This is a genomic window from Kutzneria buriramensis, from assembly GCF_003387475.1.
GTDB lineage: Bacteria > Actinomycetota > Actinomycetes > Mycobacteriales > Pseudonocardiaceae > Kutzneria > Kutzneria buriramensis.
In genome coordinates this window covers 801,882-828,514 of sequence record NZ_QUNO01000001.1, presented here as the reverse complement: position 1 = coordinate 828,514, position 26,633 = coordinate 801,882, and the positions used below count along the sequence as shown (strand labels likewise).

The 26,633-nt window shown below is 71.3% G+C and carries 26 protein-coding genes; 10 read left to right on the top strand and 16 right to left on the bottom strand.

Annotated elements, in window-relative coordinates; all coding sequences use genetic code 11:
* Window positions 1–16 precede the first annotated feature (16 nt).
* Complete coding sequence (locus BCF44_RS03995; RefSeq protein WP_116172638.1) at window positions 17–922, top strand: glycosyltransferase; 906 nt, start codon at window positions 17–19, stop codon at window positions 920–922.
* On the opposite strand, the gene BCF44_RS55280 is transcribed toward BCF44_RS03995, so the two are convergent.
* Together BCF44_RS55280 and BCF44_RS55275 are read right to left on the bottom strand one after the other, a co-directional pair.
* Window positions 919–1,827: an alpha/beta fold hydrolase gene (locus BCF44_RS55280; protein ID WP_170217313.1), complete on the bottom strand. Its 909-nt coding sequence runs from the start codon at window positions 1,825–1,827 to the stop codon at window positions 919–921. The genes BCF44_RS03995 and BCF44_RS55280 overlap by 4 nt on opposite strands.
* Entirely contained in the window at window positions 1,824–2,255 is a 432-nt protein-coding gene (locus BCF44_RS55275; RefSeq protein WP_170217312.1) for a hypothetical protein, read from the bottom strand. The genes BCF44_RS55280 and BCF44_RS55275 overlap by 4 nt, the downstream gene beginning before the upstream one ends.
* A 153-nt stretch (window positions 2,256–2,408) precedes the next feature.
* Here BCF44_RS55275 and BCF44_RS03985 point away from each other — a divergent pair, with 153 nt between their 5' ends.
* Together BCF44_RS03985 and BCF44_RS03980 are read left to right on the top strand one after the other, a co-directional pair.
* A complete protein-coding gene (locus BCF44_RS03985) occupies window positions 2,409–4,898 on the top strand; it encodes a glycosyltransferase (RefSeq protein ID WP_211352867.1) in 2,490 nt (829 codons plus the stop codon).
* Complete coding sequence (locus BCF44_RS03980) at window positions 4,891–5,973, top strand: glycosyltransferase family 4 protein (RefSeq protein WP_116172635.1); 1,083 nt, start codon at window positions 4,891–4,893, stop codon at window positions 5,971–5,973. The genes BCF44_RS03985 and BCF44_RS03980 overlap by 8 nt, the downstream gene beginning before the upstream one ends.
* Window positions 5,974–6,044: 71 nt before the next feature.
* On the opposite strand, the gene rfbD is transcribed toward BCF44_RS03980, so the two are convergent.
* Window positions 6,045–6,953, bottom strand: a complete 909-nt coding sequence (gene rfbD, locus BCF44_RS03975; protein ID WP_116172634.1) for a dTDP-4-dehydrorhamnose reductase — start codon at window positions 6,951–6,953, stop codon at window positions 6,045–6,047.
* A 4-nt stretch (window positions 6,954–6,957) separates the two neighbouring features.
* Entirely contained in the window at window positions 6,958–7,950 is a 993-nt protein-coding gene (gene rfbB, locus BCF44_RS03970) for a dTDP-glucose 4,6-dehydratase (protein ID WP_116172633.1), read from the bottom strand.
* Between the two features lie 160 nt (window positions 7,951–8,110).
* Between rfbB and BCF44_RS03965 the strand changes: the two genes are divergently transcribed.
* The 3 genes from BCF44_RS03965 to BCF44_RS03955 are packed head-to-tail and all read left to right on the top strand — an operon-like array spanning window position 8,111 to window position 11,507.
* On the top strand, window positions 8,111–9,628 hold the full coding sequence (locus tag BCF44_RS03965; protein WP_116172632.1) for an LCP family protein: 1,518 nt from the start codon (window positions 8,111–8,113) through the stop codon (window positions 9,626–9,628).
* A 9-nt stretch (window positions 9,629–9,637) separates the two neighbouring features.
* Window positions 9,638–10,786, top strand: a complete 1,149-nt coding sequence (locus BCF44_RS03960; protein ID WP_116172631.1) for an LCP family protein — start codon at window positions 9,638–9,640, stop codon at window positions 10,784–10,786.
* A gap of 10 nt (window positions 10,787–10,796) precedes the next feature.
* Window positions 10,797–11,507, top strand: a complete 711-nt coding sequence (locus BCF44_RS03955) for a TIGR03089 family protein (protein ID WP_116172630.1) — start codon at window positions 10,797–10,799, stop codon at window positions 11,505–11,507.
* A 15-nt stretch (window positions 11,508–11,522) separates the two neighbouring features.
* On the opposite strand, the gene BCF44_RS03950 is transcribed toward BCF44_RS03955, so the two are convergent.
* Window positions 11,523–11,951, bottom strand: a complete 429-nt coding sequence (locus BCF44_RS03950) for a DoxX family protein (protein ID WP_246014814.1) — start codon at window positions 11,949–11,951, stop codon at window positions 11,523–11,525.
* Between the two features lie 161 nt (window positions 11,952–12,112).
* On the opposite strand from BCF44_RS03950, the gene BCF44_RS03945 reads away from it, so the two are divergent.
* On the top strand, window positions 12,113–12,343 hold the full coding sequence (locus tag BCF44_RS03945) for a hypothetical protein (RefSeq protein WP_147328383.1): 231 nt from the start codon (window positions 12,113–12,115) through the stop codon (window positions 12,341–12,343).
* A gap of 92 nt (window positions 12,344–12,435) precedes the next feature.
* Here BCF44_RS03945 and BCF44_RS03940 read toward each other — a convergent pair whose 3' ends face one another.
* From BCF44_RS03940 to BCF44_RS03900, 9 genes are all read right to left on the bottom strand, one after another.
* Window positions 12,436–13,854, bottom strand: coding sequence for an ATP-binding protein (locus tag BCF44_RS03940; protein ID WP_246014813.1), 1,419 nt, complete (start codon window positions 13,852–13,854; stop codon window positions 12,436–12,438).
* Window positions 13,855–13,938: 84 nt separating this feature from the next.
* Window positions 13,939–15,102, bottom strand: coding sequence for an acyl-CoA dehydrogenase (locus BCF44_RS03935; protein WP_116172627.1), 1,164 nt, complete (start codon window positions 15,100–15,102; stop codon window positions 13,939–13,941).
* Between the two features lie 54 nt (window positions 15,103–15,156).
* The gene (gene purE, locus BCF44_RS03930) at window positions 15,157–15,642 is read right to left on the bottom strand and encodes a 5-(carboxyamino)imidazole ribonucleotide mutase (RefSeq protein WP_116172892.1); all 486 of its coding nucleotides are present in this window, start codon (window positions 15,640–15,642) and stop codon (window positions 15,157–15,159) included.
* 23 nt (window positions 15,643–15,665) lie between these two features.
* Window positions 15,666–16,859, bottom strand: a complete 1,194-nt coding sequence (locus tag BCF44_RS03925) for a 5-(carboxyamino)imidazole ribonucleotide synthase (protein ID WP_116172626.1) — start codon at window positions 16,857–16,859, stop codon at window positions 15,666–15,668.
* A gap of 7 nt (window positions 16,860–16,866) precedes the next feature.
* Window positions 16,867–17,712 (bottom strand): hypothetical protein, encoded by an 846-nt coding sequence (locus BCF44_RS03920; RefSeq protein WP_116172625.1) that lies wholly within the window; start codon window positions 17,710–17,712, stop codon window positions 16,867–16,869.
* Window positions 17,712–18,572: an ABC transporter permease gene (locus tag BCF44_RS03915; RefSeq protein ID WP_116172624.1), complete on the bottom strand. Its 861-nt coding sequence runs from the start codon at window positions 18,570–18,572 to the stop codon at window positions 17,712–17,714. Before BCF44_RS03915 ends, BCF44_RS03920 begins: the two co-directional genes overlap by 1 nt.
* Window positions 18,569–19,408, bottom strand: coding sequence for an ABC transporter ATP-binding protein (locus BCF44_RS03910; RefSeq protein WP_116172623.1), 840 nt, complete (start codon window positions 19,406–19,408; stop codon window positions 18,569–18,571). Before BCF44_RS03910 ends, BCF44_RS03915 begins: the two co-directional genes overlap by 4 nt.
* Window positions 19,405–19,785: a GntR family transcriptional regulator gene (locus BCF44_RS03905; RefSeq protein ID WP_116172891.1), complete on the bottom strand. Its 381-nt coding sequence runs from the start codon at window positions 19,783–19,785 to the stop codon at window positions 19,405–19,407. The genes BCF44_RS03910 and BCF44_RS03905 overlap by 4 nt, the downstream gene beginning before the upstream one ends.
* A 154-nt stretch (window positions 19,786–19,939) precedes the next feature.
* A complete protein-coding gene (locus BCF44_RS03900) occupies window positions 19,940–20,740 on the bottom strand; it encodes a hypothetical protein (RefSeq protein WP_116172622.1) in 801 nt (266 codons plus the stop codon).
* 189 nt (window positions 20,741–20,929) lie between these two features.
* On the opposite strand from BCF44_RS03900, the gene BCF44_RS03895 reads away from it, so the two are divergent.
* The 3 genes from BCF44_RS03895 to BCF44_RS03885 all read left to right on the top strand — a co-directional run bounded on the left by BCF44_RS03895 (window position 20,930) and on the right by BCF44_RS03885 (window position 24,330).
* Window positions 20,930–23,113: a sigma-70 family RNA polymerase sigma factor gene (locus BCF44_RS03895; protein WP_246014811.1), complete on the top strand. Its 2,184-nt coding sequence runs from the start codon at window positions 20,930–20,932 to the stop codon at window positions 23,111–23,113.
* 166 nt (window positions 23,114–23,279) lie between these two features.
* A complete protein-coding gene (locus tag BCF44_RS03890; protein ID WP_116172890.1) occupies window positions 23,280–23,774 on the top strand; it encodes a GtrA family protein in 495 nt (164 codons plus the stop codon).
* 46 nt (window positions 23,775–23,820) lie between these two features.
* Complete coding sequence (locus BCF44_RS03885) at window positions 23,821–24,330, top strand: GtrA family protein (protein WP_116172620.1); 510 nt, start codon at window positions 23,821–23,823, stop codon at window positions 24,328–24,330.
* 333 nt (window positions 24,331–24,663) lie between these two features.
* On the opposite strand, the gene BCF44_RS03880 is transcribed toward BCF44_RS03885, so the two are convergent.
* Window positions 24,664–25,944: an ATP-binding protein gene (locus tag BCF44_RS03880; protein ID WP_116172619.1), complete on the bottom strand. Its 1,281-nt coding sequence runs from the start codon at window positions 25,942–25,944 to the stop codon at window positions 24,664–24,666.
* Window positions 25,945–25,947: 3 nt separating this feature from the next.
* Window positions 25,948–26,622: a response regulator transcription factor gene (locus tag BCF44_RS03875; protein WP_116172618.1), complete on the bottom strand. Its 675-nt coding sequence runs from the start codon at window positions 26,620–26,622 to the stop codon at window positions 25,948–25,950.
* Window positions 26,623–26,633: the final 11 nt, after the last annotated feature.

Below are 26,633 nucleotides of genomic sequence, written 5' to 3'. Positions count from 1 at the left end.
TGTACCGTCTGCGGCCGTGGCTGAAGCCCGTTCGACCGTCGTGGTGGTGACCTGGCGCGGCCGGGCGCACATCCGTGAGTGCCTGGACGCGCTGGCGGCGCAGGACCGCGCGCCGCGCGTGCTGGTCGTCGACAACGCCTCCGACGACGGCACCGCCGACCTGCTCACGGGTCACGACGTGTTGAGGCTCACGCGCAATCGCGGCTACGCCGGCGCGCTGGCGGCGGCGCTCCCGCGCGTCGACACGGAGTTCGTGGCGTGGCTGAACGACGACGCCGTGCCCACACCGTCGTGGATCGCCACGCTGGAGGACGCCTTGGACCGCCATGGCGACGCCGCGGCGGTCACGTCGTCGCTGGAGCTGCCGGACGGTTCCGTGCAGTCGGTCGGCGTGAAGTTGACGGCCGACGGGCACGGCGCCGACACGGCGCTGGCCGGGCGTGAGGTGTTCGGCTTCTGCGGCGGCGCGGTGCTGATGCGCACCGCGGCACTGCGGTCTGTCGGCGGCGTACCGGCCGGATATTTCTGTTATTACGAGGACACCGACACCTCGTGGCGGCTGCGGCTGCGTGGCTGGCAGGTGATTTCCGTGCCGGCGCGGGTGGTGCACCGACACGGCGCGAGCAGTCGGCTCGGCTCCTCCAAGTTCCATCACTGGAACGAGCGCAACCGGCTGCTGATGCTGGTGCGCTGCGCACCGCTGCTGGTGGCGCTGGAGCAGCTGGCGCGCTTCACGGCGATCACCGCGACGCTGCCGTTCCGGAAGCGCCAGCAGGCGGCCAACTTCCAGGTGCCGCTGCGGCTGGCCGTGCTGGCGGACGTGCTGTGGCGGCTGCCGGCGGCGCTGGTCGCGCGGGCGCGGATCACCGCCACGGCCCGGGTGCGACGTCGCGCCCTGTGGCGCACCTGGGCCGGCCGTTAGCACAGGGCGTCGAGAATCCCGGCCAGCTCAACGGTTTTCGTCATCACGCCGAAGTGTGACGACGCCAGGTCGTGCACCTCGAACCGGCCGGCGTCGCTGATCATCTTGTCCTGCAACACCAGCGGGATCGCCCGGTCCTGCGTGAACCGGATGTACGTGCGCGGCACGCGACCGCCGGTCGCCGGCTGCAACGAGCAGTCCGACAGGCTCACGCCGTACGGCTCGTCCGGCTGCAACCCGCCGATCGACGCCCGCAGCTGCGCGTTCGTGCCGTCGGCCATGTACGTCTCCCGCAGCAGTGCCAACGTGTTCGGATCGTTGGTACGCCAGTTGAAGCGGTTGGCCAGCACCACGGCACCGTCCGCGGCGGACGGCAGCTCGTGCATCAGGCTGTCCGCGTTCTCCTTGCTCAGGAACAGATCCGCGACCGTCTGGCCGTTCGAGCAGCAGTACCCGGACATGTACACCGCGCGCTGCACCAGATGTGGCGCCGCGTTGCACACCGCGCTGATCGTCGCGCCGCCGAGGCTGTGCCCGACGAGGATCGCCGGACCCAGCCGCCTCAGCACCGAGACCACCCGGTTCACGTTGTCCTGCAACGAGATGCCCGCGATCGGCGATACCTCGGTGGCCATCGCGTGCAGGTCCTGCGGGGCCTGGTACCAGATCGGGAAGTAGCCCTCGGCGCCGTGACCGGGCAGGTCGACCGCCAGCGCGACCCGTCCGCGCTGGATCAGCTCGCCCGCGAGCGGCACCAGGTAGCCGGAGCTGCCGTGCGAACCGTGCACGAACACCAGCGGCGGCCGCCGGCGATCAGTCGCGGCCGAAGCCGCGGGCGCGAGGCCGGCACCGGCCGCGGCGGTCACACTCGCCGCGGCCAGGCCGAGCAGCTGCCGGCGGTTCACGCCGCCACCTGCGCGTTGCCGTTGGACTTCCGGCCGAACTGGGACCGCACCGAGGGCCGCATCGCCGACACGAACAGGGCGACCAGCACGAGCGCCTGCAGAGCCATCAGGATCTCCATCCAGATCGGGAACTGGCCGAGGCTGATGCCCCAGGCCAGGCCCAGCGAGCCGAGCACCGAGATCACGACCACGCGGATGTAGGTGGACCGGCGCCCCTTGCGCAGGTTGCGGGCGATGCCGACGTAGATCAGCGACACCAGCGACACCGCCACCGGCCGGATCCAGGTTGTGTTCTCGAACACGCTGTAGGCAGCCGCGCTGCCGTGCGCCTGGTACGCGACCAGCTGGCCGTAGAACACGAACGTCAGTGCCGCCTGGAGCAGTGCCAACCCGAGGTTGGCGTACAGCAGGTTGATCACCCTGGTCATCTCGTCCCCCTTGCTCGTCCGAGCCGCTTTTTGCTCGGCTGAGCAAAACATAGCTTGGTCGAGCACCCTGACGCAATCAGGGTTTACCCTGGTCTCCACGAGCCGGGGTTCGTAGGGCAGGCTGGTAGCCGTCACGTACGGAGGGAGACCAGCGTGTCGGAGGGGGTAACCCGACCGTCGGTGTCGGTTGTCGTCGTCAACTACCGCGGCGTCGAGGACACCCTGACCTGCCTGCGCGCTTTGCGCACGGAGCTGGACTACCCGCCCGACCGGCTCCAGCTGGTCTGCGTGGACAACAACTCCGGCGACGGCAGCGCCGAGCGGTTGCGGGCCGAACCAGGCGTGACGTTCGTGGCCGCCCCCGACAACCTCGGCTTCGCCGGCGGCTGCAACCTCGGCGTGCAGCACGCGACCGGCGAGGTGCTGGCCTTCCTCAACAACGACGCCCGGCCGCACGCGGACTGGGTGAGCGCCGCGGTCGCCACGCTCCGGGCCCAGCCCGACGTCGGCGCGGTCGCCAGCAAGGTGCTGGACTGGGACGGCAAGCTGATCGACTTCGTGGACGGCGGCCTGACCTGGTTCGGCATGGGCTACAAGCGGTTCGCCGGCCAGCCCGACGACGGCAGCCACGAGGTGCCCCGGGACGTGCTGTTCGGCACCGGCTCCGCGCTGTTCGTGCGGGCCGAGCTGTTCCGCGCGCTGGGCGGCTTCGACGAGCGCTTCTTCATGTTCTACGAGGACGTCGACCTGGGCTGGCGGCTCAACCTGCGCGGCTGGCGGGTGCGCTACGAGCCGCGGTCGGTCGCCTACCACCGCCACCACGCCTCGATGTCCGATGTGGACACCTCGCGCGAGTACTTCCTGTTGGAGCGCAACGCGCTCGCCGCGATGTACAAGAACCTCTCCGACGAGACGCTGGCCAAGGCGATGCCGGCCGCGATGGCGCTGGCGGTCCGCCGGGCCACCGCGAGGGGCGAGATCGACGCCGCCCAGCTGGAGATCACCAAGCGGCCCGCCGACCGCGCCGCCGACGCCGAACCCGTTGCCGTGCCCCGGGAAACGCTCGCCGGGCTGCTGGCCATCGACCAGTTCGTGGAGCTGCTGCCGACGCTGGCCGAGTCCCGCAAGGTCGAGCAGGCCGCGCGGGTGCGCACCGACGCCGACCTGGTTCCGTTGATGCGCAAGGCGATGGAGCCCGCCTACCCGCTGCCGCGCTACCTCGCCGCGCACGAGGCGCTGGTCGACGCGTTCGGCCTGGACGAGCCGTTCGGCCGGCCCCGCCGGGTGCTGGTGATCACCGGCGACGCGCTGGCCGAGCAGATGGCCGGGCCGGCGATCCGGGCCTGGCACATGGCCGAGACGCTGGCCGGCGAGCACGACGTGCGGCTGGTCTCGGTGAACAAGCGCTGCGACCCGCCGCAGGCCCCGTTCCCGGTGCTCCAGTCGACGGTCAAGGGCCTGCTCGGGCACGTCGACTGGGCGGACGTGATCGTGCTCCAGGGGCACGTGCTGGAGATGGTGCAGAGCCTGAAGAGCCCGCGCTCCACCAAGATCGTGGTCTGCGACGTGTACGACCCGATGCACCTGGAGCTGCTGGAACAGGCCAAGGAGGACAACGACGAGAAGCGCGGCAAGGACCTCGTCGGCGTCACCGCGGTGCTGAACAACCAGCTCAAGCGGGGCGACTTCTTCCTGTGCGCCTCCGACCGGCAGCGGCACTTCTGGCTGGGGCACCTGGCCGCGCTCGGCCGGCTCACCCCGCAGCTCTACGACGCCGACCCGACCGTGCGCTCGCTCATCGCCGAGGTGCCGTTCGGCCTGCCGGCCAAGCCCGCCCAGCGCACCGCGCCCGCGATCAAGGGCGTGGTCGACGGGATCTCCCAGCGGGACAAGGTGATCGTCTGGGGCGGCGGCGTCTACAACTGGTTCGACCCGATCACCCTGGTGCACGCCGTGGACCGGCTGCGCGCCCGGCACGACGACGTGCGGCTGTTCTTCATGGGCATGCGCCACCCCAACCCGGACGTGCCCGACATGGGCGTCGCCGGGCGCACCCGCGGGCTGGCCAACCGGCTCGGCCTGGCCGGCTCGCACGTGTTCTTCAACGAGCGCTGGGTCCCCTACGCCGACCGGCAGAACTGGCTGCTGGACGCCGACTGCGGCGTGACCACGCACTTCGAGCACGTGGAGACCACCTTCGCGTTCCGCACCCGGGTGCTGGACTACCTGTGGGCCGGGCTGCCCATCGTGACCACCGACGGTGACTCGTTCGCCGACCTGATCCGCCGCGAGCGGCTCGGCGTCGTCGTCTCGCCGGAGAATCCGGGTGAACTCGCCGAGGCGCTGGAGCGTGTGCTCTACGACCAGGAGTTCGCGGACGGGTGTCGGGAGCGGATAGCGGTGGTGCGGGAGCGGTTCACGTGGGACGTCGTGCTGGCGCCGCTGGTGGAGTTCTGCCGCTCCCCGCACCCGGCCGCCGACCGGCTGGTCAAGGCCGGTCCGCTGGTGCGGGAGACGCCGCTGGGCACGGTCGGCACGCTGCGTAGGGACTTGGGGTTGGTGCGGGAATACCTGAACGCGGGCGGGCCCGCGGAGCTGGCCAGGCGGGCCGCCGGTCGAGTCATCCGGTTGACCCGTGGCTGACCGGCTCAAGGTGCTGCTGGACGGCACGCCGCTGCTCGGGCAGCGCACCGGGATCGGCCGCTACACCGCGGCGCTGGCCGAGGAACTGGCATCCATGCCGGACGAGGTGGACGTGCGCGCGGTGGCGTACACGTTCCGTGGCTGGCGTGGCCTGCGTTCCGTGCTGCCGCACGGGGTTCGGGCGCGGGGCATGCCGGTGCCCGCGCGGCTGCTACGCAAGTGCTGGCTGCGGTCGTCCTTCCCGCCGGTGGAGATCTACGCCGGGCTGGCGGATGTCGTGCACGGCACCAACTTCGTGCTGCCGCCGGCGATGTTCGCCGGCGGCGTGATGACCGTGCACGACCTCGATTTCCTCGACGCCGTCGACGAATTGCCGCCCAGCGACCGGGAACTTCCCGAGCTGGTAAGGAAATCCGCGCGACGGGCCGCGGTGGTCTGCACTCCGACGGCTGCCGTGGCCAACATCGTCACGGAGCGGCTCGGCGTGCCGCAGGACCGGATCGTGGTCACCCCGCTCGGTGTCGACCCCGCCTGGTTCGCCGCCCGGCCGCCGAGCGATTCCTTGCGCGCCAGGCTGAATCTGCCGTCCGAGTACCTGCTCTTCGTCGGCGCCGACGGCCCCCGCAAGGGACTGCCGACGCTGCTGGAGGCGCACGCCGCCACGCCGTCGTTGCCGCCGCTGCTGCTCGTCGGCCCCGGTCATCGGTCCCTGAGCGACCGGGTGCACACCGCCGGCTACCTGTCCGATGTGGACCTTCGCAGCGTGGTCGCCGGCGCGGCGGCCGTCGCGCTGCCGTCCCGGGACGAGGGTTTCGGGCTACCGGTGCTGGAAGCCTTGGCCTGCAACGTGCCCGTGGTGTGCTCGGACGTGCCGGCGCTGCGTGAGGTCGCCGGCGACCAGGCCCACCTCGTGCCCGTCGGCGACGCCGAGGCGCTGGCGGCGGCCCTGGTCTCCGCGCTGGAGGACCCGCCGACCGCCGACCTGCTCGCCGCCCGCCGCGCCCACGCCTCCGTCTACACCTGGCGCCGCTGCGCGGAACGCACCCTCGACGCCTACCACATGGCCAAGAACTGACCTTCCCGTTTTGCAGTGAAGGGGGGCGTTCCCTGCGTTCAATGCAGGGAACGCCCCCTTCACTGCATAGGTCAGGGCCTGAGCTGGTCGCCGACGGTGGCGAACGCGGCCGTCAGGGCCTCCCGCCACGGGCGCAGCGGGGTCAGACCCGCCGCCGCCCACGCCGCCCCGGACAACACCGAGTACGCCGGCCGCGGCGCCGGCCGCGGGAAGTCGGCGGTGGTGCAGGGCTGCACCCGGTCCGGGTCCGCGCCGAGCTCCTCGAAGATGGCGCGGGTGAAGCCGTACCAGGTGGTCTCGCCGCCATTGGTCCCGTGCAGCACTCGCTGCGCCGGCGCACGGTCGCCGACAACCGCCTCGGCCAGCTCCAGCAGACCCGCCGCGAGGTCGGCCGACCAGGTCGGGGAACCCCGCTGGTCGTCCACCACGGACAGCGTCTCCCGCTGCCCCTCCAGCTTGACCATGGTCTTGACGAAGTTGCCGCCGGTCGCGCCGTACACCCACGCGGTGCGGATCACCCACGTCTGCTCGCCGGCCCCGAGCACTTCCTGCTCGCCGGCGAGCTTGCTCTTGCCGTACACCGACTTCGGCCCCGTCGGGTCGCCCGGCTCGTACGGCCGATCCCCGTCGCCCGGGAACACGTAGTCGGTCGACACGTGCAGCATCGGCACGCCGTTGAGAACCGCCGCCTTGGCCAGCTGTCCGGCCCCGGTGGCGTTGATCGCGTACGCCCGGTCCGGCTCGCCCTCGGCGGCGTCCACCGCGGTGTGCGCGGACGCGTTGACCAGCACCGGCCGCAGGCCGGCGTCCCGCGCTGCCAGCGCGAACGAGGCGACGGCGTCGTCGACCGCGCCGACGTCGGTGACGTCCAGCTCGGCCGAGCCGGGGGCGTGCAGCAGCCCGACCCGGTCGGCCAGCGCGGCGAGGTCACTGCCCAGCTGGCCGCGGCCGCCGGGCACCAGCAGTGCGAGACGGGTCACCGGGTCAGCCCGCCGACAGGGCGGCGCGCGCCTTGAGCGGCTCCCACCAGTCGCGGTTCTCCTTGTACCAGGCGACGGTGTCGGCCAGGCCCTGCTCGAACGACACCTGCGGGGTGTAGCCCAGCTCGGTGGAGATCTTGGTGATGTCCACCGAGTAGCGGCGGTCGTGGCCCTTGCGGTCGGCCACCTTCTCCACGAAGCTCCAGTCCCGGCCGGTGGCCTCGAGCAGCTTCTCGGTGAGCTCCTTGTTGGTCAGCTCGGTGCCGCCGCCGATGTTGTAGATCTCACCGGCCCGGCCCTTCTCGGCGACCAGCTGGATGCCGCGGCAGTGGTCGTCCACGTGCAGCCAGTCGCGCACGTTGAGGCCGTCGCCGTAGAGCGGCACCTTCTTGCCGTCGATCAGGTTGGTGACGAACAGCGGGATGACCTTCTCCGGGAAGTGGTACCGCCCGTAGTTGTTCGAGCACCGGGTGATGCACACCGGCAGCCCGTGGGTGCGGTGGTAGGAGCGGGCCATCAGGTCGGACCCGGCCTTGGCCGCGGAGTACGGCGAGTTCGGCTCCAGCGGGTGGGTCTCCGGCCAGGAGCCCTCGTCGATGGTGCCGTACACCTCGTCGGTGGAGATGTGCACGAACTTGCCGACGCCGGCCTCCAGCGCGCCCTGGAGCAGCGTCTGCGTGCCGAGCACGTTGGTCAGCACGAAGTCGGCCGAGCCGAGGATGGACCGGTCGACGTGCGACTCGGCGGCGAAGTGCACGACCAGGTCGGTGCCGGCCATCAGCTTGCCGACCAGCTCCGCGTCGCAGATGTCGCCGCGCACGAAACGCAGTCGCGGGCTGTCGGCGACGGGCGCGAGGTTCGCCTCGTTGCCGGCGTAGGTCAGCTTGTCCAGCACGACGACCTCGGCGTCGGCATACGCCGGGTACTGCCCGCCGAGAACCTTGCGCACGTAGTTGGACCCGATGAAGCCGGCCCCGCCTGTGACCAGGATTCGCATGCCGCCCACAGTACAAGGGGCCGATCGAGGACCCTTAGGCGGGATACCTCAGCAACTAAGACTCTCTCCGCACGTGATACATCTACCTCGACCGTGGGCGGTTCACGGCGAGCCGACGCAGGTCCGGCTACTGTCGATCACCGGCACGGGGAGGAACGCGATGCGTGAGCCGGCGGACAGATCGCGCGCGGCGCTGGCGGGGAGGGTCACCGGTCGGACCGTGGCCGCGCTGATGTCCGCGGTGGTCCTGGCGACCAGCGGCTACGGCTGGGTCGAGCTGAACCGGGTCCGAGGCATCACCACCACCGACGTGATCGAGACACACAAGCCCGCCCCCGGCGCCGCCACGACCACGCCGCCGGTGCCCGGCCTCGACGGCCCGCAGGACATCCTCATCGTCGGCCTCGACAGCCGCGCCGACGCCCAGGGCAACCCGCTGCCACAGGCGGTGCTCGACGAGCTGCACGCCGGTTCGGACGACGGCGAGCTCAACACCGACACCATGATCCTGCTGCACATCCCGGCCGACGGCCGCAGCGCGGTGGCGATCTCCTTCCCGCGCGACTCGTACGTGCAGATCGCAGGCGGCTACGGCAAGCACAAGCTGAACTCCGCGTACGCCTACGCCCGCAACGACGCCTACTCGACGCTGTCCGCCCAGGGCGTCAAGGGCGCGGACCTGGAGCAGCAGGCGGCGGTGGCCGGCCGGAAGAACCTGATCAAGACGATCGAGAACCTGACCGGCGGCGCGGTGACGATCAATCGCTACGCCGAGGTCAACCTGGCCAGCTTCTACGAGATCAGCCAGGCCATCGGCGGCGTGCCGGTGTGCCTGAACGCGCCGGTCAAGGAGTTCCGCTCCGGCATCGACCTGCCGGCCGGCCAGCAGGTGATCACCGGCGGGCAGGCGCTGGCCTTCGTCCGGCAGCGCTACGACCTGCCGCGCGGCGACCTGGACCGGATCGTGCGGCAGCAGGCGTTCCTGGCCGGCATGGTGCAGAAGGTGCTGTCCGCGGACACGCTGACCAGCCCGTCCAAGCTGAACGCGCTGATCGACGCGATCAAGAAGTCGGTGGTGATCAGCTCCGGCTGGGACCTGCTGACGTTCATGCAGCAGCTCCAGGGCATCGCCGGCGGCAGCGTGCGCTTCCAGACCATTCCCACCGGTCAGAACGTGACGTCGGACGAGGGCCAGTCGGTCACCCTCGTCGACCCGGACTCGGTGCACGACTTCGTCGCCGGCCTGACCGGCGGCAAGGTCGGCGCGACCACCCCGACCGGCACCACGACCCCGGGCAACGGCCGCATCACCGTCGACATGCGGGACGGTTCCGGCGCGGGCAACCTCGGCGCGTCGGTGCTCGACGAGCTGGTGGGCGACGGCTTCGTGCGGGGCGAGGATCTGAGCATCGCCACGCAGCCGGCCTCGGCCGTCCACTACGGCCCCGGCGCGTCGGACGACGCCGACAAGGTGGCGGCGGCGCTGGGCGGCAAGGTCGTCACCGAGCCGGATTCGGCGGTGCCGGCCGGACACGTCCGGGTGTATCTGGGCAAGGACTACAACGGGCCCGGCGCGCAGGGTTTCGCCATGACGCCCAAGTACGTGATCCCGTCGACCGCCGTGACGACCCCCACCAGTCCTTCCATTACGGCCGGTGGCGTGCCCTGCGTGAACTAGTGTGACCGCATGGGCAGCCGGGGACGGACGATCGCACGCGTGTGCGGCCGCACGTCCGTCGCGCTGGCGTCGATCGCCGTGCTGGCCGCGACGGCGTTCGCACGCAACATCCACGAGCAGGTCCAGCAGGCGGTCAACACCACTCCCGTGCTGGCCCAGGTCGCCACCGAGACCAACGCGCCGCCGAAGGACGACGGCGCCACGGACATCCTGCTGGTCGGCGACGACCGTCGGACCGACCTCAACGGCAATCCGCTGCCCGCCTCGATCCTGCGCCAGCTGCGGACCGAGGCCAACGACGGCCTCAGCACCGACACCCTGATCCTGCTGCGGATTCCCAAGGACGGCGGCCGGAGCACCGCGGTGTCGATCCCGCGGGACACCGAGGTGCCGATCCCCGGCTTTCGCACCGACAAGATCAACGCCGCCTACGGCGCGGTGAAATACCTGACGGCGCAACGGCTGCGGGCCGGCGGCGAGCACGACGACGCCGCCGTCGAACGGGACTCCGACGCCGCCGGGCGGCAGGCGCTGGTGGAGAGCGTGCAGAACCTGACCGGTCTGCGTGTCGACCACTACGCCGAGGTCAGCCTGTACGGCTTCTACCTGCTCAGCAAGGCCATCGGCGGCGTGCCGGTGTGCCTGCTGCACGCGACCAGCGATCCCAACTCCGGGGCCGACTTCCGCGCCGGGCCGCAGACCGTGTCCGGCAGCAACGCGCTGTCGTTCGTGCGACAGCGGGACAATCTGCCGCACGGGGACCTGGACCGGATCGTGCGGCAGCAGGTGTTCCTGGCGTCGGCCGCCAAGGAGGTCCTGTCCGCCGGCACACTGCTCGACGCCGGCCGGCTGGCCGCGCTCACCGCCGCCGTGCAGAAGTCCGTGGTGATCGACCAGGGCTGGGACGTGTTCGGCTTCGTGCAGCAGGCGCAGAGCCTGACCGGCGGCAACGTCGAGTTCGTGACGATTCCCGTGGTCAACCCCAACGGACGTAACGACCGCGGGCAGAGCGTGGTCGTCGTGGATCCGGACGCCGTGAAGAAGTTCGTCGCCGGCCTGGCCGCTGCCTCGCCGTCGGGCTTCACGTCGGCGGGCCCGCTTCGGTTGAACGCCGCTCCCGATCCCATCACCGTCAACGGGACTCGCTGCGTGAACTAGGCTGGCCGCCATGAGCGTCACCGCCCGGTTGTTCGCCCCGCTGCTGTCCGCGCCGGCCAAGCCGTTGATCACGCATTACGACGACGCGCTCGGCAGCCGGATCGAGCTGTCCCGGGCGACCGTGGCGAACTGGGCCGCCAAGACCGCGAACTGGCTGCGTGACGAGCTCGACGTCGAGGTCGGCAGCCCGGTTTCCGTTGCCCTGCCGTCGCACTGGCAGACCGTCGGCGTGCTGCTCGGGGCCTGGTGGTGCGGGGCTCACGTCGTCGCCGACCCCGAGGACGCCCTCGTCGCCTTCATCGGTCCCGACGGTTCCGCCCCCGGCGCCGAGTCCGTCGCCGTCGTCGCGCTGGATCCGTTGGGACGCGGCTTTTCCGGCGACGCTCCGGGCGGCGGGCTGGACTACCTCACCGAGTCCCGGATCTTCGGCGACGACTTCGTCGCGTACGACAAGGTTCCCGACGACGCGCCGGCCTTCCACGGATCCACTGTGGACGCCCTGATCACCCTGGCCGCCGACCGCGCCGCCGCGTTGCACATCGGCCCTGACGACCGCGTGCTGTCCACTCTGGACTGGTCCACTCCGGACGGTCTAGCCGACGGCCTGCTCGCGGTCCTGTCCGCCGGCGCCGCGCTCGTGCAGTGCAGCAACCTCGACACCGCCGCCCTGCCCAGGCGCCGCGAGTCCGAGCGCACCACCGTCGAGCTGCTCAGGCCGTAACGCTCGCTGACCCGATCAGGCCGCGGCCGCCTCCGGAACGGCCTTTTCCTTGCCTCGGAACAGGATTCGGTCCAGGCTGTAGGCGCCGCCGGCGAAGCCCGCCAGCAGTCCGCCGACCAGCAGACCCAGCTCCAGCTGCCCGCCCTCCGGCGCGATCAGCGGCGTGCCGAGCCGTGCGAACACGAACGCCCCCGCCATGTCGATCGCGATCAGCACTCCCACCACCGGCAGCCCGATCCCCAGCACCAGCGCCGCGCCGCCGACCAGCTCCACCACCGCCGCGAACACCGCCGACACTCCCGGCAGCGGCACCCCCATCTGCCCGAAACTCGCCGCCGTGCCGCCGATGCCGTACTCGAAGAACTTCTGCCAGCCGTGCAGCATCAGCACCACACCGATCACGACACGCGCCAGCAGGCCCGCGATGTTCCGGCCGTGTTCCACAGTGGACTCCTTACGCATTGGTGACGACCCCTCGCAGCCATGGCACCAGCGCCGAAGGACCCTCGCAACGCCCCGCCGGTGACTCTGATGAACCTTGGAGGACACCCTGAGTCAACGCTCAGGGCCTGCCCAGGGCGGTGCCCGAGGACTACCTTGGGACCATGACCACTGGGGTGGAGCCGGGCGCGACCGCGCGGCGGTCGTTGTGGAGTTACCGCCGGCAGGTGTCGTGGCCGTGGCGGTACCTCGCCTTCGGCTGCCTCTTCGCCACCGGGATCAACGTAGCCAACACGCCGCCCGGCGTCTTCTCGGCAGTGGGCGGGGCGGTGGGCCTGGCAATCGCCGTCGGCCTGGTCTTCGCCGGCTGCGCCGCCGCCCGCCGGCGGACATAGAGCGACGCCCGCCCGGTCGTCCGGGACCGGACGGGCGCCACGACCAAGTGGTCAACGCTGATCATGATCCCACGCCCGACCGGCGTGAGAAGTCACCACGCGGCAAGAAGATCGTCCGGAGTGACCACTGTCACGGAGCTCGCGGTCCCGCCGCAGCGCGCCACCGCGAGCAACGGCGTGCTGTCGTCGGCCCCGGGCAGTTGCGAGCGGTGCACGACCAGCCGGGCCAGGTCGTGCTCGTCGAACGGCCGGTTCTCGAGCCACTTGATCGAGCCGACGAAAGTGATCCGCTTCGCGATCGGCTGCCGGTCGGCCCCGACGAGGTCGATCTCCGGATCGTTGCTGCGCGTCCAGAATCCGCCGATCACCGCGGTGTCGTCGGGCACCGGTCCGCCGACGGTCCGCCGCAGCGTCTCCCGGATGACGGGTTCGATCGCCCGGCCGCGCCAGGACGTCCACGACTTCCTGATGCGGGCCAGCGTGAGGTCGCCTCGACCGCGTTCGATCTCCGGCAGGTACGGGCCGAGAAACGCCAGCCAGAACCGCAGATACGGATCGACGACGGTGTACCGGGTCTCCTTCGACGGCTGCGTGGACAGCGGTGTGGCGGCGTCGACCGAACGCTTCGACGTCAGCAGCTGGAGCCCTCGAGCCAAGCTGGCAGCGGGCATGTCGCCGGCCGCCCGCGCGATCAGCGTGAACGTCCGCTCGCCGGAGCCGATCGCGCCGAGGACACGACGGGCATTGGCCTCGGACGGGAACTCGGCCGCCAGCGATCGCTCGCCGCTGACGAGCAAAGCCGACGTCGGATCGCCGACGATCTCGCCGAGGTAGTCCCACACCGAGCTGCCGCGCGGCCATTCGTCCAGCACCAGCGGGAGACCGCCGGACACCAGGTAGGCGTCGAACGCCTCGGCGGCGGGCAGGTCGAGCATCGTCGCGACGTCGGCGGGGCTCAGCGCTGGCACCACCATCTCGGTCGCCCGCTGGTGGAACGGCCGCCCGTAGTCGTTGAGCGCCTCCATCATCGCCAGGTCCGAGCCGATGCACAGCAGCAGCACCGGACGCCGCGACAGCTCCCGGTCGAACAGCTTCTGCAGGGTTCCTTCGAAGCCCGGGTCGGTCGCGATGAGATACGGCATCTCGTCGAGCACGACGACGCTCGGACGGTCCTCCGGCAGTGCGGTCGCGAGCAGCCGCAGCGCCGCATCCCAGGTCTGCGGCGCCTGCCCGTCGAACAGCGCCGCACCGGGCAGGTCCGACGCCGCACCGGCCGCCGCGAACAGTTCCAGGTCGAGGTCGACGGTCGGCTGAGCCGAGGCCGTGAAGAACAGGGACGGCACGCCGGACCGTTCGATGAACTCCTCGGCGAGCCGCGACTTGCCGACCCGTCGCCGGCCGCGCATCAACACCGCGCGCCCGGGACGACCCGCCCGGCCGCCCTCAGCCGTCCGGGTCAACATCCGGCCGAGCAGCTCCAGCTCGCGATCCCGCCCGACGAATCCGTCCACGGCGCCACCAAGACTTTCATCGGTGAAACTCTCATCGATGAAAGTATCACCGATGAGAGTCTTCGGCGACGCCTGGGTGAGCGGTCAGCCGCGCAGCAGCGCGCGGGACATGACCACGCGCTGGATCTGGTTGGTGCCCTCGTAGATCTGGGTGATCTTGGCGTCGCGCATCATGCGCTCGACGGGGAAGTCGCGGGTGTAGCCGGCGCCGCCGAAGAGCTGGACGGCGTCGGTGGTGACCTCCATGGCGACGTCGGAGGCGTAGCACTTGGCGGCGGCGGTGATGAAGCCGATGTTGGGCTCGCCGCGCTCGGCCTTGGCGGCGGCGACGTAGACCATGTGCCGGGCGGCCTCGATCTTCATGGCCATGTCGGCCAGCATGAACTGCACGCCCTGGAAGTCGGCGATGGCCTGGCCGAACTGCTTGCGCTCCTTGACGTACGCGATGGCCGCCTCCAACGCGCCCTGCGCGATGCCGACGGCCTGCGCGCCGATGGTGGGGCGGGTGTGGTCGAGGGTCCGCAGCGCGGTCTTGAGACCGGTGCCGGGCTCGCCGATGATCCGGTCCCCGGGAATCGCGCAGTCCTCGAAGTAGATCTCCCGCGTGGGCGAGCCCTTGATGCCGAGCTTGCGCTCCTTGGCCCCCACCGAGAAGCCGGGGTCGTCCTTGTGCACGACGAAGGCCGAGATGCCGTTGGACGGCTTGGCGGCGTTCGGGTCGGTGACCGCCATGACGGTGTACCAGGTGGACTCGCCGGCGTTGGTGATCCAGCACTTGGTGCCGTTGAGCACCCACTGGTCACCGTCCTGCCGCGCCCGGGTCTTCATGGACGCGGTGTCGCTGCCGGCCTCCCGCTCGCTGAGCGCGTAGGACGCCATCGCCTCGCCGGCGGCGATCGACGGCAGCACCTGCCGCTTCAGCTCGTCCGACGCGGCCAGGATGATCGGCATGGTGCCGAGCTTGTTCACGGCCGGGATCAGCGAGGACGAGGCGCAGACCCGCGCGACCTCCTCGATGACGATGCAGGTCGCGACCGAGTCGGCCCCCTGCCCGTCGTACTCCTCGGGCACGTGGACGGCGGCGAAACCCGACTTGACCAGCGCGTCCAGCGCCTCACGGGGAAACCGCTCCTGGTCGTCGACCTCGGCCGCGAACGGCGCGATCTCCTTGTCCGCCAGGGCACGAATCGCCTGCCGCAGCTCCTCGTGCTCCTCGGCCAACTGGTAGGTGCCGAAGTCCGGGTTCACCGCACGCCTCCTGTTACCAACGAGTAGCAACGTTGCTGACGTGCATGTTAGCGGTCATTCACCTAGCTGCGCCTGTGCCTTGCGTCGCAGCGCGTCGTCCTTCTCCAGCACGAGCTGCTCCAGGCCGGCCTGGAAGCCGGCCATCCGGTCCCGCAGCACGGGGTCGGTGGCGCCCAGCATCCGCACGGCGAGCAGCCCCGCGTTGCGTGCGCCGCCCACGGACACGGTGGCCACCGGCACGCCGGCGGGCATCTGCACGATCGAGAGCAGCGAATCCAGCCCGTCGAGGTACTTCAGCGGCACCGGCACGCCGATCACCGGCAGCACGGTCGCCGACGCCACCATGCCGGGCAGGTGCGCCGCCCCGCCGGCGCCGGCGATGATCACCTGGAGGCCGCGGCCGGCGGCGTCGCGGGCGTAGTCGAGCATGCGCTGCGGGGTGCGGTGCGCGGAGATCACGCTGACCTCGTACGGCACGTCGAACTCGGCGAGCGCCTGCGCGGCGGCCTCCATGACGGGCCAGTCCGAGTCGCTGCCCATGATCACGCCAACCAGCGCCACCGCTACCTACCTCCGTGGATGTCGTACCCGTCGGCCCACTCGGCCTCGGCCAGCCAGCCGGCGGCCAGCGTCGCCCGCCGCCGGCACTCGGTCATGTCGTCGCCGAGCACGGTCACGTGCCCCACCTTGCGGCCCGGCCGCTCGGCCTTGCCGTACAGGTGGACGTGCGCGTCCCGGAACCGCGCGAACAGGTGGTGCAGCCGCTCGTCGACGCCCATCTTCGGGGTCGCCGCGGCGCCGAGCACGTTGGCCATCGCCACGGCCGGCGCGACGTTGTCGGTCGCGCCGAGCGGGTAGTCCAGCACGGCCCGCAGGTGCTGCTCGAACTGCGAGGTCCGGGCGCCCTCGATGGTCCAGTGCCCGGAGTTGTGCGGCCGCATCGCCAGCTCGTTGACGATCACGCCGTCCCGGGTGTCGAACAGTTCGACGGCCAGCACGCCGACCACGCCGAGCGCGTCGGCGACCTTGAGCGCCAGCTCCTGGGCGGCCTCGGACTCCTCGACGGGCACGTCCGGCGCGGGCGCGAGCACCTCGACGCAGATGCCGTCGGACTGCACGGTCTGCACCAGCGGCCACGACGCGCCCTGCCCGAACGGGGAGCGCGCGACCAGCGCGGCGAACTCCCGGCGCATCGGCACGCACTGCTCGACCAGCAGCGGCGTGCCGGCCTCCAGCAGCTCGGGCACCACGTTGTGGGCGCTCTGCGGCTGATTGAGCATCCACACGCCGCGGCCGTCGTAGCCGCCGCGGGCCGCCTTGAGCACACACGGCCAGCCGTGCGCGCCACCGAAGGCGAGCACGTCGCCGACCGAGGTGACCTCGGCGAACGGCGGGATCGGCAGCTCCAGCTCGGCGAGCTTGCGCCGCATCACCAGCTTGTCCTGGGCGTGCACCAGCGCGTCCGGCCCCGGGAACACCTTGACGCCCTCGGCGACCAGCGCGCGCAGGTGCTCGGTGGGCACGTGCTCGTGGTCGAAGGTGAGCACGTCACAGCCGGCGGCGAAGTCGCGCAGCGCCTGGAGGTCGGTGTGGTGGCCCAGCACGACGTCGGGGGTGACCAGCGGCGCCGGCTCGTCCGCTGTGACCGACAGCACACGCAGCGCCTGGCCGAGCGGGATCGCGGCTTGGTGCGTCATCCTGGCGAGCTGGCCGCCGCCCACCATGCCAACGACGGGAAGACCGGTGCGAGAGTCCACGGGTGGGTCAGCCTACCCGTGTGACGCGCCACACCCCCGCCCAGGCCACTCCGGCGAGCACCAGCGTCAGCACCGCGTACGTGATCACCTCCAACCACCGGAACGTCGCCACTCGCTCGACCGGCTGGTAGACCAGTACGGCGGACCGCAGGTAGGGCATCCCGTAGCCGCTGAGGTAGTACGCGCCGGGCGGCAGCCCGCCACCCTGCGGGGATGCCGCCACGCGAAGCGGCGGCACCCACCACAGCACCGTGAAGGCGACCACCAGTCGCACGGTCGCGAACACGATCAGTGTCGTGCCGATGGCCAGCACCGTGCGGCGCACCAGCAGCCCGACCGCCAGACCGAGGACGAACGCGAACAGCGCGTAGAGCACCTGCGTCGGCGGCCACTGCTCGAGCGCCTTGAAGTCGTCCATGCCGAAGTAGTTGCCGGATTCCTTCATCGCACCGACCAGCTGCCAGCTCGCGGCCGCGAGTACCCCCGACAGCAGCAGGACCGCCGCACCGAGCAGCGCGACCTTGCTGCCGAGCCAGCGCATGGGCGTCACGTCCTGCGCCCACGCCAGCAGATAGGTCCGCTGCTCGAACTCGCGGGCCAGCAGCGGCGCACCCCAGAACATGGCGACCAGGCCCGCCAGGATCGGCTGGCCGAAGTAGAGCGAGGCGTACACCCAACGCAGCTGGTCACCGAGTGCGCCAGGCACGCCGGTGATGCAGTCGTGCTGGGAGCAGGCGTCGTTCAGCTCCGCCACGGCCTGCCACATCCACAGCAGAAGCGCGCTGACGCCCGCGGTGACCACCAGCGTGCCGATGAGGGCGGTCCGGTGCTGCCGCCAGGTGATCCACAGCATCAGGCCACCATCCTTCGGCGCAGCACCAACCAGGCGGCGGCGAGCGTCACGGCGGCGATCGCCGCGTAGATGCCGAACTCGATCAGTTGCAGGTCCTGGATCCGATCGGGCGGCTGGGCGTCGACGTACTGCCGCACGATCTGGTTGCTGCCCATGCACTTCTGCACGCCGGTCGGACTGGTCGCCGCACACTGGGTGACAGCGTCCGATTTGGACAGTTCGTGGCCCGCGCCGTCCAGGTAGCCGAAACCGACCGGCATCGAGCCGTCCGGCGGCCCTTCGCCGATGTAGCGCAACGGCGGCAGCAGGTATGGCCGCGCGAACATCCCGAGACCGATCCGCAACGCCGCGTAGACGACGAGCGTGATTCCCATGGCCGGCACGGAACTGCGCGCCACCATGCCGGCGAGGATGCCGAGGCCGAAGGCCGCGAGCACCATCGTCAGCTGGAGCGGCGGCCACAGGTCGTACGGGGTCACGTCGCTGGGCGGATACTGCGAGGCGGCCACGATCCGGTCGTACAACACACGCGTGATCAGATTCACGGCGATCGTCAGCACCACCAGCGGCGCCAGCAGCTGCCCGACCCGGACCGCGAGCCAGCGCGTCGCCGACCGGTCGCGCGACCACACCAGCTTGTACGTGTTGTGCTCATATTCGCGTGCGACCAGGGGCGCGCCCCAGAAGACCGCGACCACCGTGGCGAACGCCGGCGGCCCGAGGACGAACAGCCCGTTGGCGGCTCGGGAATCGAGGTGGCTGCTCAGGTCCAGGTTCGGCACCACCACCGCGAACACCGCGATCAGCGCCACGGCGGCGATGATCGTGCTGCGTTGCAGGCGCCAGGTCAGCCAGCTCACGCGGCCACCGCCCGCGCGTTCTCCAGCCTGGCCAGCACGAGGTCCTCCAGCGTGACCGGCCGCGCGGTCCACGGCGCGGCCACCGGCTCGAAGCTCTCCATCAGGAACGTCGACTGGCCGCCGACATGGCTGGCCACCAGCACCTCGCCGGGCACCGGCGGCCGCTCCGAGCGCGGGCCGGCGTAGTTGCGGTGCGCGGCCAGCAGGTCGTCCACGTCCCCGGACAGCACCAGCTCGCCGTCGCCGAGCAGCAGCAGGTGGTCGGCGACCCCGCTGAGCTCGGCCACCACGTGCGTCGACATCAGCACGGTCATGTCGGTGTCCACGACGGCCGACAGCAGCTCCTTGACGACCTCGCGCCGGGCCAGGGGGTCCAAATTGGACAGCGGTTCGTCCAGCAGCAGCACCGAAGGCCGCGAGCCGATCGCCACCGCGAAGGACACCTGCGCCTGTTGGCCGCCGGACAGCTTGCCGCACGGCCGGTCCAACGGGACGTCGAAGCGGGCCAGCCAGTCCAGGGCGCGCTGCTGGTCCCACACCGTGTTCAGCTTGGACCCCAGCCGCAGCATGTCCCGCACGCTGAAGTGCCGGTACAGCGGCTTCTCCTGGGCGACGAAGGCGATCCGACGCTCGCCGGCCGGCAGCCGCACTCTCCCCTCGGTCGGCGGCAGCAGGCCGGCGAGCACGCTGAGCAGCGTGGTCTTGCCGGCGCCGTTCATCCCGACCAGTGCGGACACCCGGCCGGCGGGCAGCTCGAACGAGCAGTCCCGCAGCGCGACCTTGCGCCGGTAGCGCTTGCCGAGGCCCTCCACGGCCAGCGCGATCCCCTCAGTCATTCCCTCTCCCCTTCAAGGGCGGTGCGCAGGAGAGCGACCACGTCCTCGTCCTCCAGCCCGGACTTCCGGGCCCGCGCGAGCCACTCGACCAGCTCGTCGTAGAGCCGGGCGAGGTCCTTGCGGTCGGCGGTGCCCAGCGCGGCCTTCACGAACGTGCCGGCGCCCTGCCTGGCCTCGACGAGGCCGGCGAACTCCAGCTCGCGGTAGGCCTTGAGCACCGTGTTCGGGTTGACGCCGCTGGTGGCGACCACCTCGCGGACGGTCGGCAGCTTGTCGCCCGGCGTCAGCCAGCCCAGCCGCAGGGCCTCGCGGACCTGCTGGGCGAGCTGGAGATACGCCGGCATACCGCTGCCGCGGTCCACCCGGAACTCGACCACGTACGACATCCCCTCGCACCGAATTGTGTCACTAGACTAAGACACTAGCACAGCGTCACACTTGGTCGAGCCCCACACGGCGCGAGGGGATGTCGGGGACAGGGCCACGCAGCCGGCCGTGACAGGGATCAGACGCCCGGCCGCGCGGGGGTTCTCAGCCGCCCAGGTGGGCGAGCAGCTCGCAGGCCTCCAGGTGGCACTCGGGCAGCAGCTCCGGCCACACGCTGGGGGCGCCGACGTCGTGCAGGTGCGGGTCCACGGTCAGCCGCCGGGCCAGTAACCAGCGGACCCTGGCCAGCCGGGTGCTCGTCCGGCCGTCGCGGCGGGCCAGCACACCGGCCACCGACGGGCCGACCAGCGACACCGTCTCCCCGCCCGGGAACACCTCGCGCAGCACCTGCGCGACCAGCACCATCGCCACCGAGCGGGTCCAGCCCTCGACCGCCGACAGGTCCAGCCCGACCAGGATCAGCACGTGGTCGTCGGCGGCGCCGTCGCGGTACACCTCACCCAGCCGGGTGCGCAGGTAGCAGGTGGTGGTCATGCCCGTCATGGCGTCGACGGCCTCGCGCGTGCCGAGCTGGTCGGCGGCCGCGTCGGCCCAGCCGAGCGCCGCGGATCGCAGCAGCTTGGAGGGGAGCGCGTCGGGGTCGGCGGAGACCAGCGTCTCCCGGGAGGTCAGCACGGCGTGCAGCGCGGCGAGGTCCAGCAGCGTCTCGTCCAGCCCGGCGCCGGCGGCCGCCCGCGCCCGGCCCAGTGCCGGCACCACCTCGGCCAGGTCGGCCCCGGTCACCACCGCCGCGCACACCTCGTCGACCTCGGCCAACGCCCAGTCGCTGGGGAAGGGCCACCCGGACGCCAGGCTCGCGGAGCGCCACCGGGCCCGCAGTGTGCACAGCGCGTCACGGTGATCGTCTCGGCCGATCAGTGACGAGGCAGCATTGCGCGCAACCACTCGCCGCGCTCCTCTCTACTCCGGACGGGTCGACTGTCGACCCGAAGAAGTGACGGCGAGCGAACACGGGTATGACGCGGTTCCCCTCACCCGAACTGGTTGCCGGCGTGACGTCGGGCACGCGTTTCCGTCACACTGTGTCCGCTCGAGAGGGAGGAGAGGGGACCGTTGGCGACAGCTCCTCTTGAAGTGCCTGGTCCCAGCGACACAGAGCTCATCGAATCGGTCCGCGCGGGCGACACCGCGGCGTACGGCTCGCTGTACGAACGTCACGTCGGCGCGGCGTACAACCTCGCCCGCCAGCTGACGCGGTCCACCGCCGAGGCCGACGACCTGGTCGCCGAGGCGTTCGCCAAGGTCCTGGACACGCTGCGCGACGGCCGCGGCCCCGACTCCGCGTTCCGCGCCTACCTCCTCACCGCACTCCGTCACACCGCGTATGACAAGACGCGCCGCGACCGCAAGCTGGAGCTCGCCGAGGACGTCACGACGGTGGCGTCCCCCGAGGCCATCAGCGTGCAGTTCAGCGACACCGCCGTCTCCGGGCTGGAGCGCTCGCTCGCCGCGAAGGCGTTCGCGCGGCTGCCGGAGCGCTGGCAGGCCGTGCTGTGGCACACCGAGATCGAGGGCATGTCCCCCGCAGACGTCGCACCGATCCTGGGACTGACCGCCAACGGCGTGTCTGCGCTGGCATACCGAGCGCGCGAGGGCCTGCGGCAGGCGTACCTCCAGGTGCATCTCGCGGAGAGCACAGCCGACCGGTGCCGCGCGACCGTCGATCGCCTCGGCGCGTGGACCCGTGGCGGCCTGTCGAAGCGGGAGACCGCCCAGGTCGAGACCCACCTGGACGAGTGCGAACGGTGCCGCGCGCTCGCCGCCGAGCTCGCCGACGTCAACGGCGCGCTGCGGGCGATCGTCGCGCCGCTGGTGCTGGGCATCGGCACCGCCGGCTACCTCGCCACCATCGGCGCTACGACGGCGAAGGCCGCGACCGTGGTCGCCGCCGGCACCGCTGGTGGCGCAGCTGCCGGTGCGGCCGGCGCCGCGAGCTCCGTGCCGCGTCAGATGATCGGTGTCGGCGCATCCGCCGCCGCCCTCGCGGCGGTAGTCGTCCTCGCGCTGACGTCAGGGCAGAGCAAGCCCATCGTCGCCAACGCCGCGCCGCCACCGCCTCCGCCGGCGACAACCGCGCCGCCGGTGGTGCCACCGCCCACTCACAGTCCCACGCAGCCGCCACCGCCTCCTCCGCCGCCGACCACCACGACGACGGTGCCGAGCAGCCCCGCCACACAGGCACCGCCGCCACCACCGCCCACGACGACAACTCCCACGCCGAAGGCGGACCTCGTGCCGTCCGTGCCGGGGCAGCCGATCAGCCTCGTGCCGGGTGGGCCGGCGCAGGAGCTGCCGGTGACCGTCACCAACAACGGCAACGGGCCGTCCGACCCCGTCACCGCGAAGCTGAACCTGCCCAACGGCGTCACCGCCACCCAGGGCGGCACGCAGTCGTTCGCGGCGAGGGCGCTGCTCGCCAACCAGACCATCAGCTGCACCGGCGGCACCGGCACCATCAGCTGCACCACCGGTGTCGGGCTGGCCCCGGGCGAGTCCGTGACGTTCCGATTCGAGCTGGTGGCCGGGTTCGACGCGACCGGCGGCCAGATCACCGGCACGGTGATGGCCGACGGCGGCATGGCCATCCAGCTCGGCAGCGTCGACGTGCAGGTGCAGCAGCTCGACGACCTCGACCTGACGGCGACGGTGTGGCAGCACGACTTCTGGCTGCCACGCGTCGACGTGGCCGTGACGAACCTCAGCACACACGACGGCGTCGCCACCGTGACGGCGAACGCGCCGCGTGACGGCTGGTTGTTCACGCTCGCCCCGTGCCATCAGGACGGCGAGCAGATCAACTGCAAGTTCGACCTCGCGCGCGGGCAGACCACGCGGTTCAGCGTGTGGGTGTTCCGTTGGCACCACCGTGGCGACAGCGTCGAGATCGCCGCCTCGCTGGGCACCGCGCACAAGGTGATCGACGTGCCCGTCGACTGCGACCCGGCGGGCGGCGAGCCGCCGCTACCGCTGCCCGCGGTGCCGGTGACGCCGCCGTCCTCCGCGCTGCCGACGATCCCATCGACGACGACGCCTGGGTCGACCACCAAGCCGACGGTCCCGCCGGCGAAGACGACGCCGCCCACGTCCACCACCATGCAGCCGCCGTCGAAGACGACCACACCCGCGCCGCCTCCGACGACCACCACGACGACCCCGCCGCCGACCACCACGACCACCGATTCCACGACGCCGCCGCCTCCGCGCAGCGATCCGGGCCTGTGCTTACCGCTGCTCAACCCGAGGTGGCCCTACTGCTGACAGGGTGTCGACAGGTGCCCCAAACAGCCTCAATCGGGCACTCAGGGTGACCCCGTGAACCGGCTCCGCAGGGGGTTCGTAGACTGCCTGAGTGTCGTCCCTCGTGCATTTCGCGTTCAAATGCATTCCGGCGCCTCTGCGCGCGTTGATCATCAAGCACCGCGAGATGGTGCGCTTCGCAGTCGTCGGCGGCACGACCTTCGTGATCACGAACGTCGTCTGGTACGGCCTCAAGCTGACCGTGCTGGACACCAAGCCGATCACCGCCCAGGCGATCGGCATCGTGGTCGCGACCATCGTCTCGTACGTGCTCAGCCGCGAGTGGTCGTTCCAGACCAGGGGCGGCCGTGAGGGACACCACGAGGCGGCGCTGTTCTTCCTGGTCAGCGCCATCTGTGTGGCCATCAACCTGCTGCCCACGCTCGTCTCGCGCTACGTGTTCGGGCTCCAGACGCCGGCCGTCAGCCTGCCCGTGCAGGAACTGTCCGACTTCTTCTTCGGGTCCATCATCGGCACCCTGATCGCCATGGTCTTCCGCTGGTGGGCGCTCAAGAAGTTCGTGTTCCCGGCCGCCGACGTGCGCCCCGAGCGCGGCAGCAGCGTGGCCCACCTGCGGGCCGTGCCGACCGACGGCGAGGGGCAGTCGGAGCAGGTCGCCTGAGCCACTCGGGCGGACACCTGCGGTTTTCGTCCCTACACTCGGCGGAGTGTCCGTAGGCGAGACCCTCATCAGGCGCGTGCCGGAGCCCTTCCGGTCGTACGCGCTCAAGCACCGCGAGCTGGTGAAGTTCGCCGTAGTCGGCGGTACCTGCTTCATCATCGACACGGCGATCTTCCTGGTGCTCAAGAGCACCTTCCTGGCCACCCACCCGGTGACCGCGAAGATCATCGCGACCCTGATCGCCACCATCGTGTCGTACATCCTGAACCGGGAGTGGTCCTTCCGCACCCGCGGCGGCCGCGAGCGTCCCCACGAGGCGGCGCTGTTCTTCCTGGTCAGCGGCGTCGGCGTGGCCCTCAACTCGGTGCCGCTGTGGGTCTCCCGCTACGTGCTGCTGCTCGACCACAACCACCTCACCCCGTTCGGCGTCCAGGTCGCCGACTTCGTCAGCGCCCAGATCGTCGGCACCCTGCTCGCCATGGCGTTCCGCTGGTGGGCGTTCAAGAAGTTCGTCTTCCCCGACGCCAACGCCCGGCCCCGGCTCGTCAGGGACTGAGCCGACCGTTCCCCGGGCGGGTGGTGTTGTTGGCGGCGGGGGTTCGGGGGTGCCCGAGGCGGTGCGCCCGCGCGGCGCCGGCCGCCATGTCCCCCGCCCACAACACCGGATCGGTCGCGCCGAACCGGTGGGTCACGCGGAACTCAGGTCGGCTGGGCAGGCACTGGCGTGCGCCGATGACGCGGTCAGCGGCACCGGCACCGGCACCGGCACCGGCACCGGACGAGGCTGAACGTCCGGTCCGACAACATCTTTCGGGTCAATTCGCTCAAGGCCGCCCACGATGTGCCCCAGATCTACATTCGGTGTGCGTGAGAGCGCGACTCGCGGGGGTCAGCGGGGGCCGGGGTCGGCGCGCCAGCCCACGCCGGCGAGGAGGTCGTCGGACTTGGGGACGGGGAGGAAGATCACGAAGGTGGCGGGGCGGGCCGTGGCGAGCTGCATGCGGCCGCCGTCGGCGTCGACGAGGGCACGGGCCAGGGCAAGGCCGACGCCGGTCGAGCCGTGGCCGGAGACGCCGCGTTCGAAGATGTGACCGGCGAGCTCGTCGGGCACGCCGAGGCCGGCGTCGGAGACCTCGATGACGGCGGTGCCCTCGCTGACGCGGGCAGCGACGGTGACGGTGCCGTCGCCGTGCTGGAGGGCGTTGTCGAGCAGCACGCCGATGGCCTCCCGAAGCCGCGCGGGGGTGGCCCGTACGACGAGGCTGTCGGGCACCTTCATCCGCAGCAACCGGCCCTCGGCCCGCAGCCGCTGCCGCCATTCCTCGACGATGACGGGCAGCTCGGTGGCCAGCTCCAGCGGCTCGGCGCCCATCGCCCGGGCGGCCCGGGCGGCGGCGAGCAACTCGTCGAGCACCTCAGCCAACCGGTCGGCCTGCTCCAACGCGGCACCCGCCTCGGCGGCGGTCTCCTCCTCCGGATGCATGGCCAGCGCCTCGAGCCGGAGCTGAAGCGCGGTGAGCCGGCTGCGCAGCTGGTGGGACACGTCGCCGACGAGCTCCCGCTCCCGCGTGACGAGCTGGGCCAGCGCGGCGGCGGACGTGTCGAGCGCCTCGGCGAGGGCGTCGAGCTCCTGCACGCCGTGCCGGCGCGCGTCCGGACGGAAGTCGCCGGCGCCGAGCCGGGTGGCGCGCTCGGCGACGTGCTGAAGGGGCTCGGCGAGCCGCCGCGCGGTGAGGGTGGCGACGACGGTGCCGATGCTGACCGACAGCACGAGCAGCAGCAGCACTAACCCGCCCTCGCTGAGCTGGTCGCGGCGCATGCGGTCGGCGGGGATGGACAGCTCGATGGAGCCCGACGGCACGAGGTTGGCGGTGGCGGTCACGACGTCGCCGGTGGTCTGCGTCCCGGTGCGGCTGACGGAGCCGTCCGGACCGGTCACCTTGAGGTACGACGTCTTCGGCAGCGCGATCCGGATGTCGTCGACCTTGATCGTGTGCTTCTGCGCGTACTGCTCGTCGAGCAGGTCGGCGACGCGCGCGGCGTTCTCGTTCAGCGACGCCCGCACGTTGCTCTCGACCAGCAGCACCGTCGTGTACACCAGCGGCCCGCCCAGCGCGAGGCCGGTGACGGCGACCGCCAGCAGGATGGCCTGGAGGATCTTCTTGCGCATCCGCTACTCGGAGTTGAAGCGGAACCCGACCCCGCGCACGGTCGCGATCCGGCGCTCGGCGGCCTTGGGCGAGCCGTCGCCGAGCTTGCGGCGCAGCCACGACATGTGCATGTCGAGGGTCTTGCTGCTCTTCAGCTCGGGCCCGCTCCACACGTCGGACAGGATGTCCTCACGGGTGACCACCTGGCCGGCGTGCTGCATGAGCACCCGCAGCAGCTCGAACTCCTTGTTGGCCAGCTGGAGCTCGCGACCGTCCACAGTGACCCGCCGGGCGGCGAGGTCCATCCGCACGCCGTTGACCTCGACGGTGCCGGGCGACCGGCGCCGCAGCAGCGCCCGGATCCGGGCCAGCAGCTCGGCCAGCCGGAACGGCTTGGCCACGTAGTCGTCGGCGCCGGCGTCCAGGCCGACCACGAAGTCGACCTCGTCGGCCCGGGCGGTCAGCATCAGCACCGGCACGCTCCGGCCGCCCGCGCGCAGCCGGCGGCAGACCTCCAGCCCGTCCATGCCGGGCAGGCCCAGGTCCAGCACGAGCAGGTCCACGCCACCAGCGGTGGCCGCGTCCAGCGCAGTCGGGCCGTCGCCCACGACGTGCACGGCGTAGCCCTCACGGTGCAGGGCACGCGACAGCGGATCGGCGATCGCCGGGTCGTCCTCGGCCAGCAGTACCACGCTCACGCCAGTCAGAG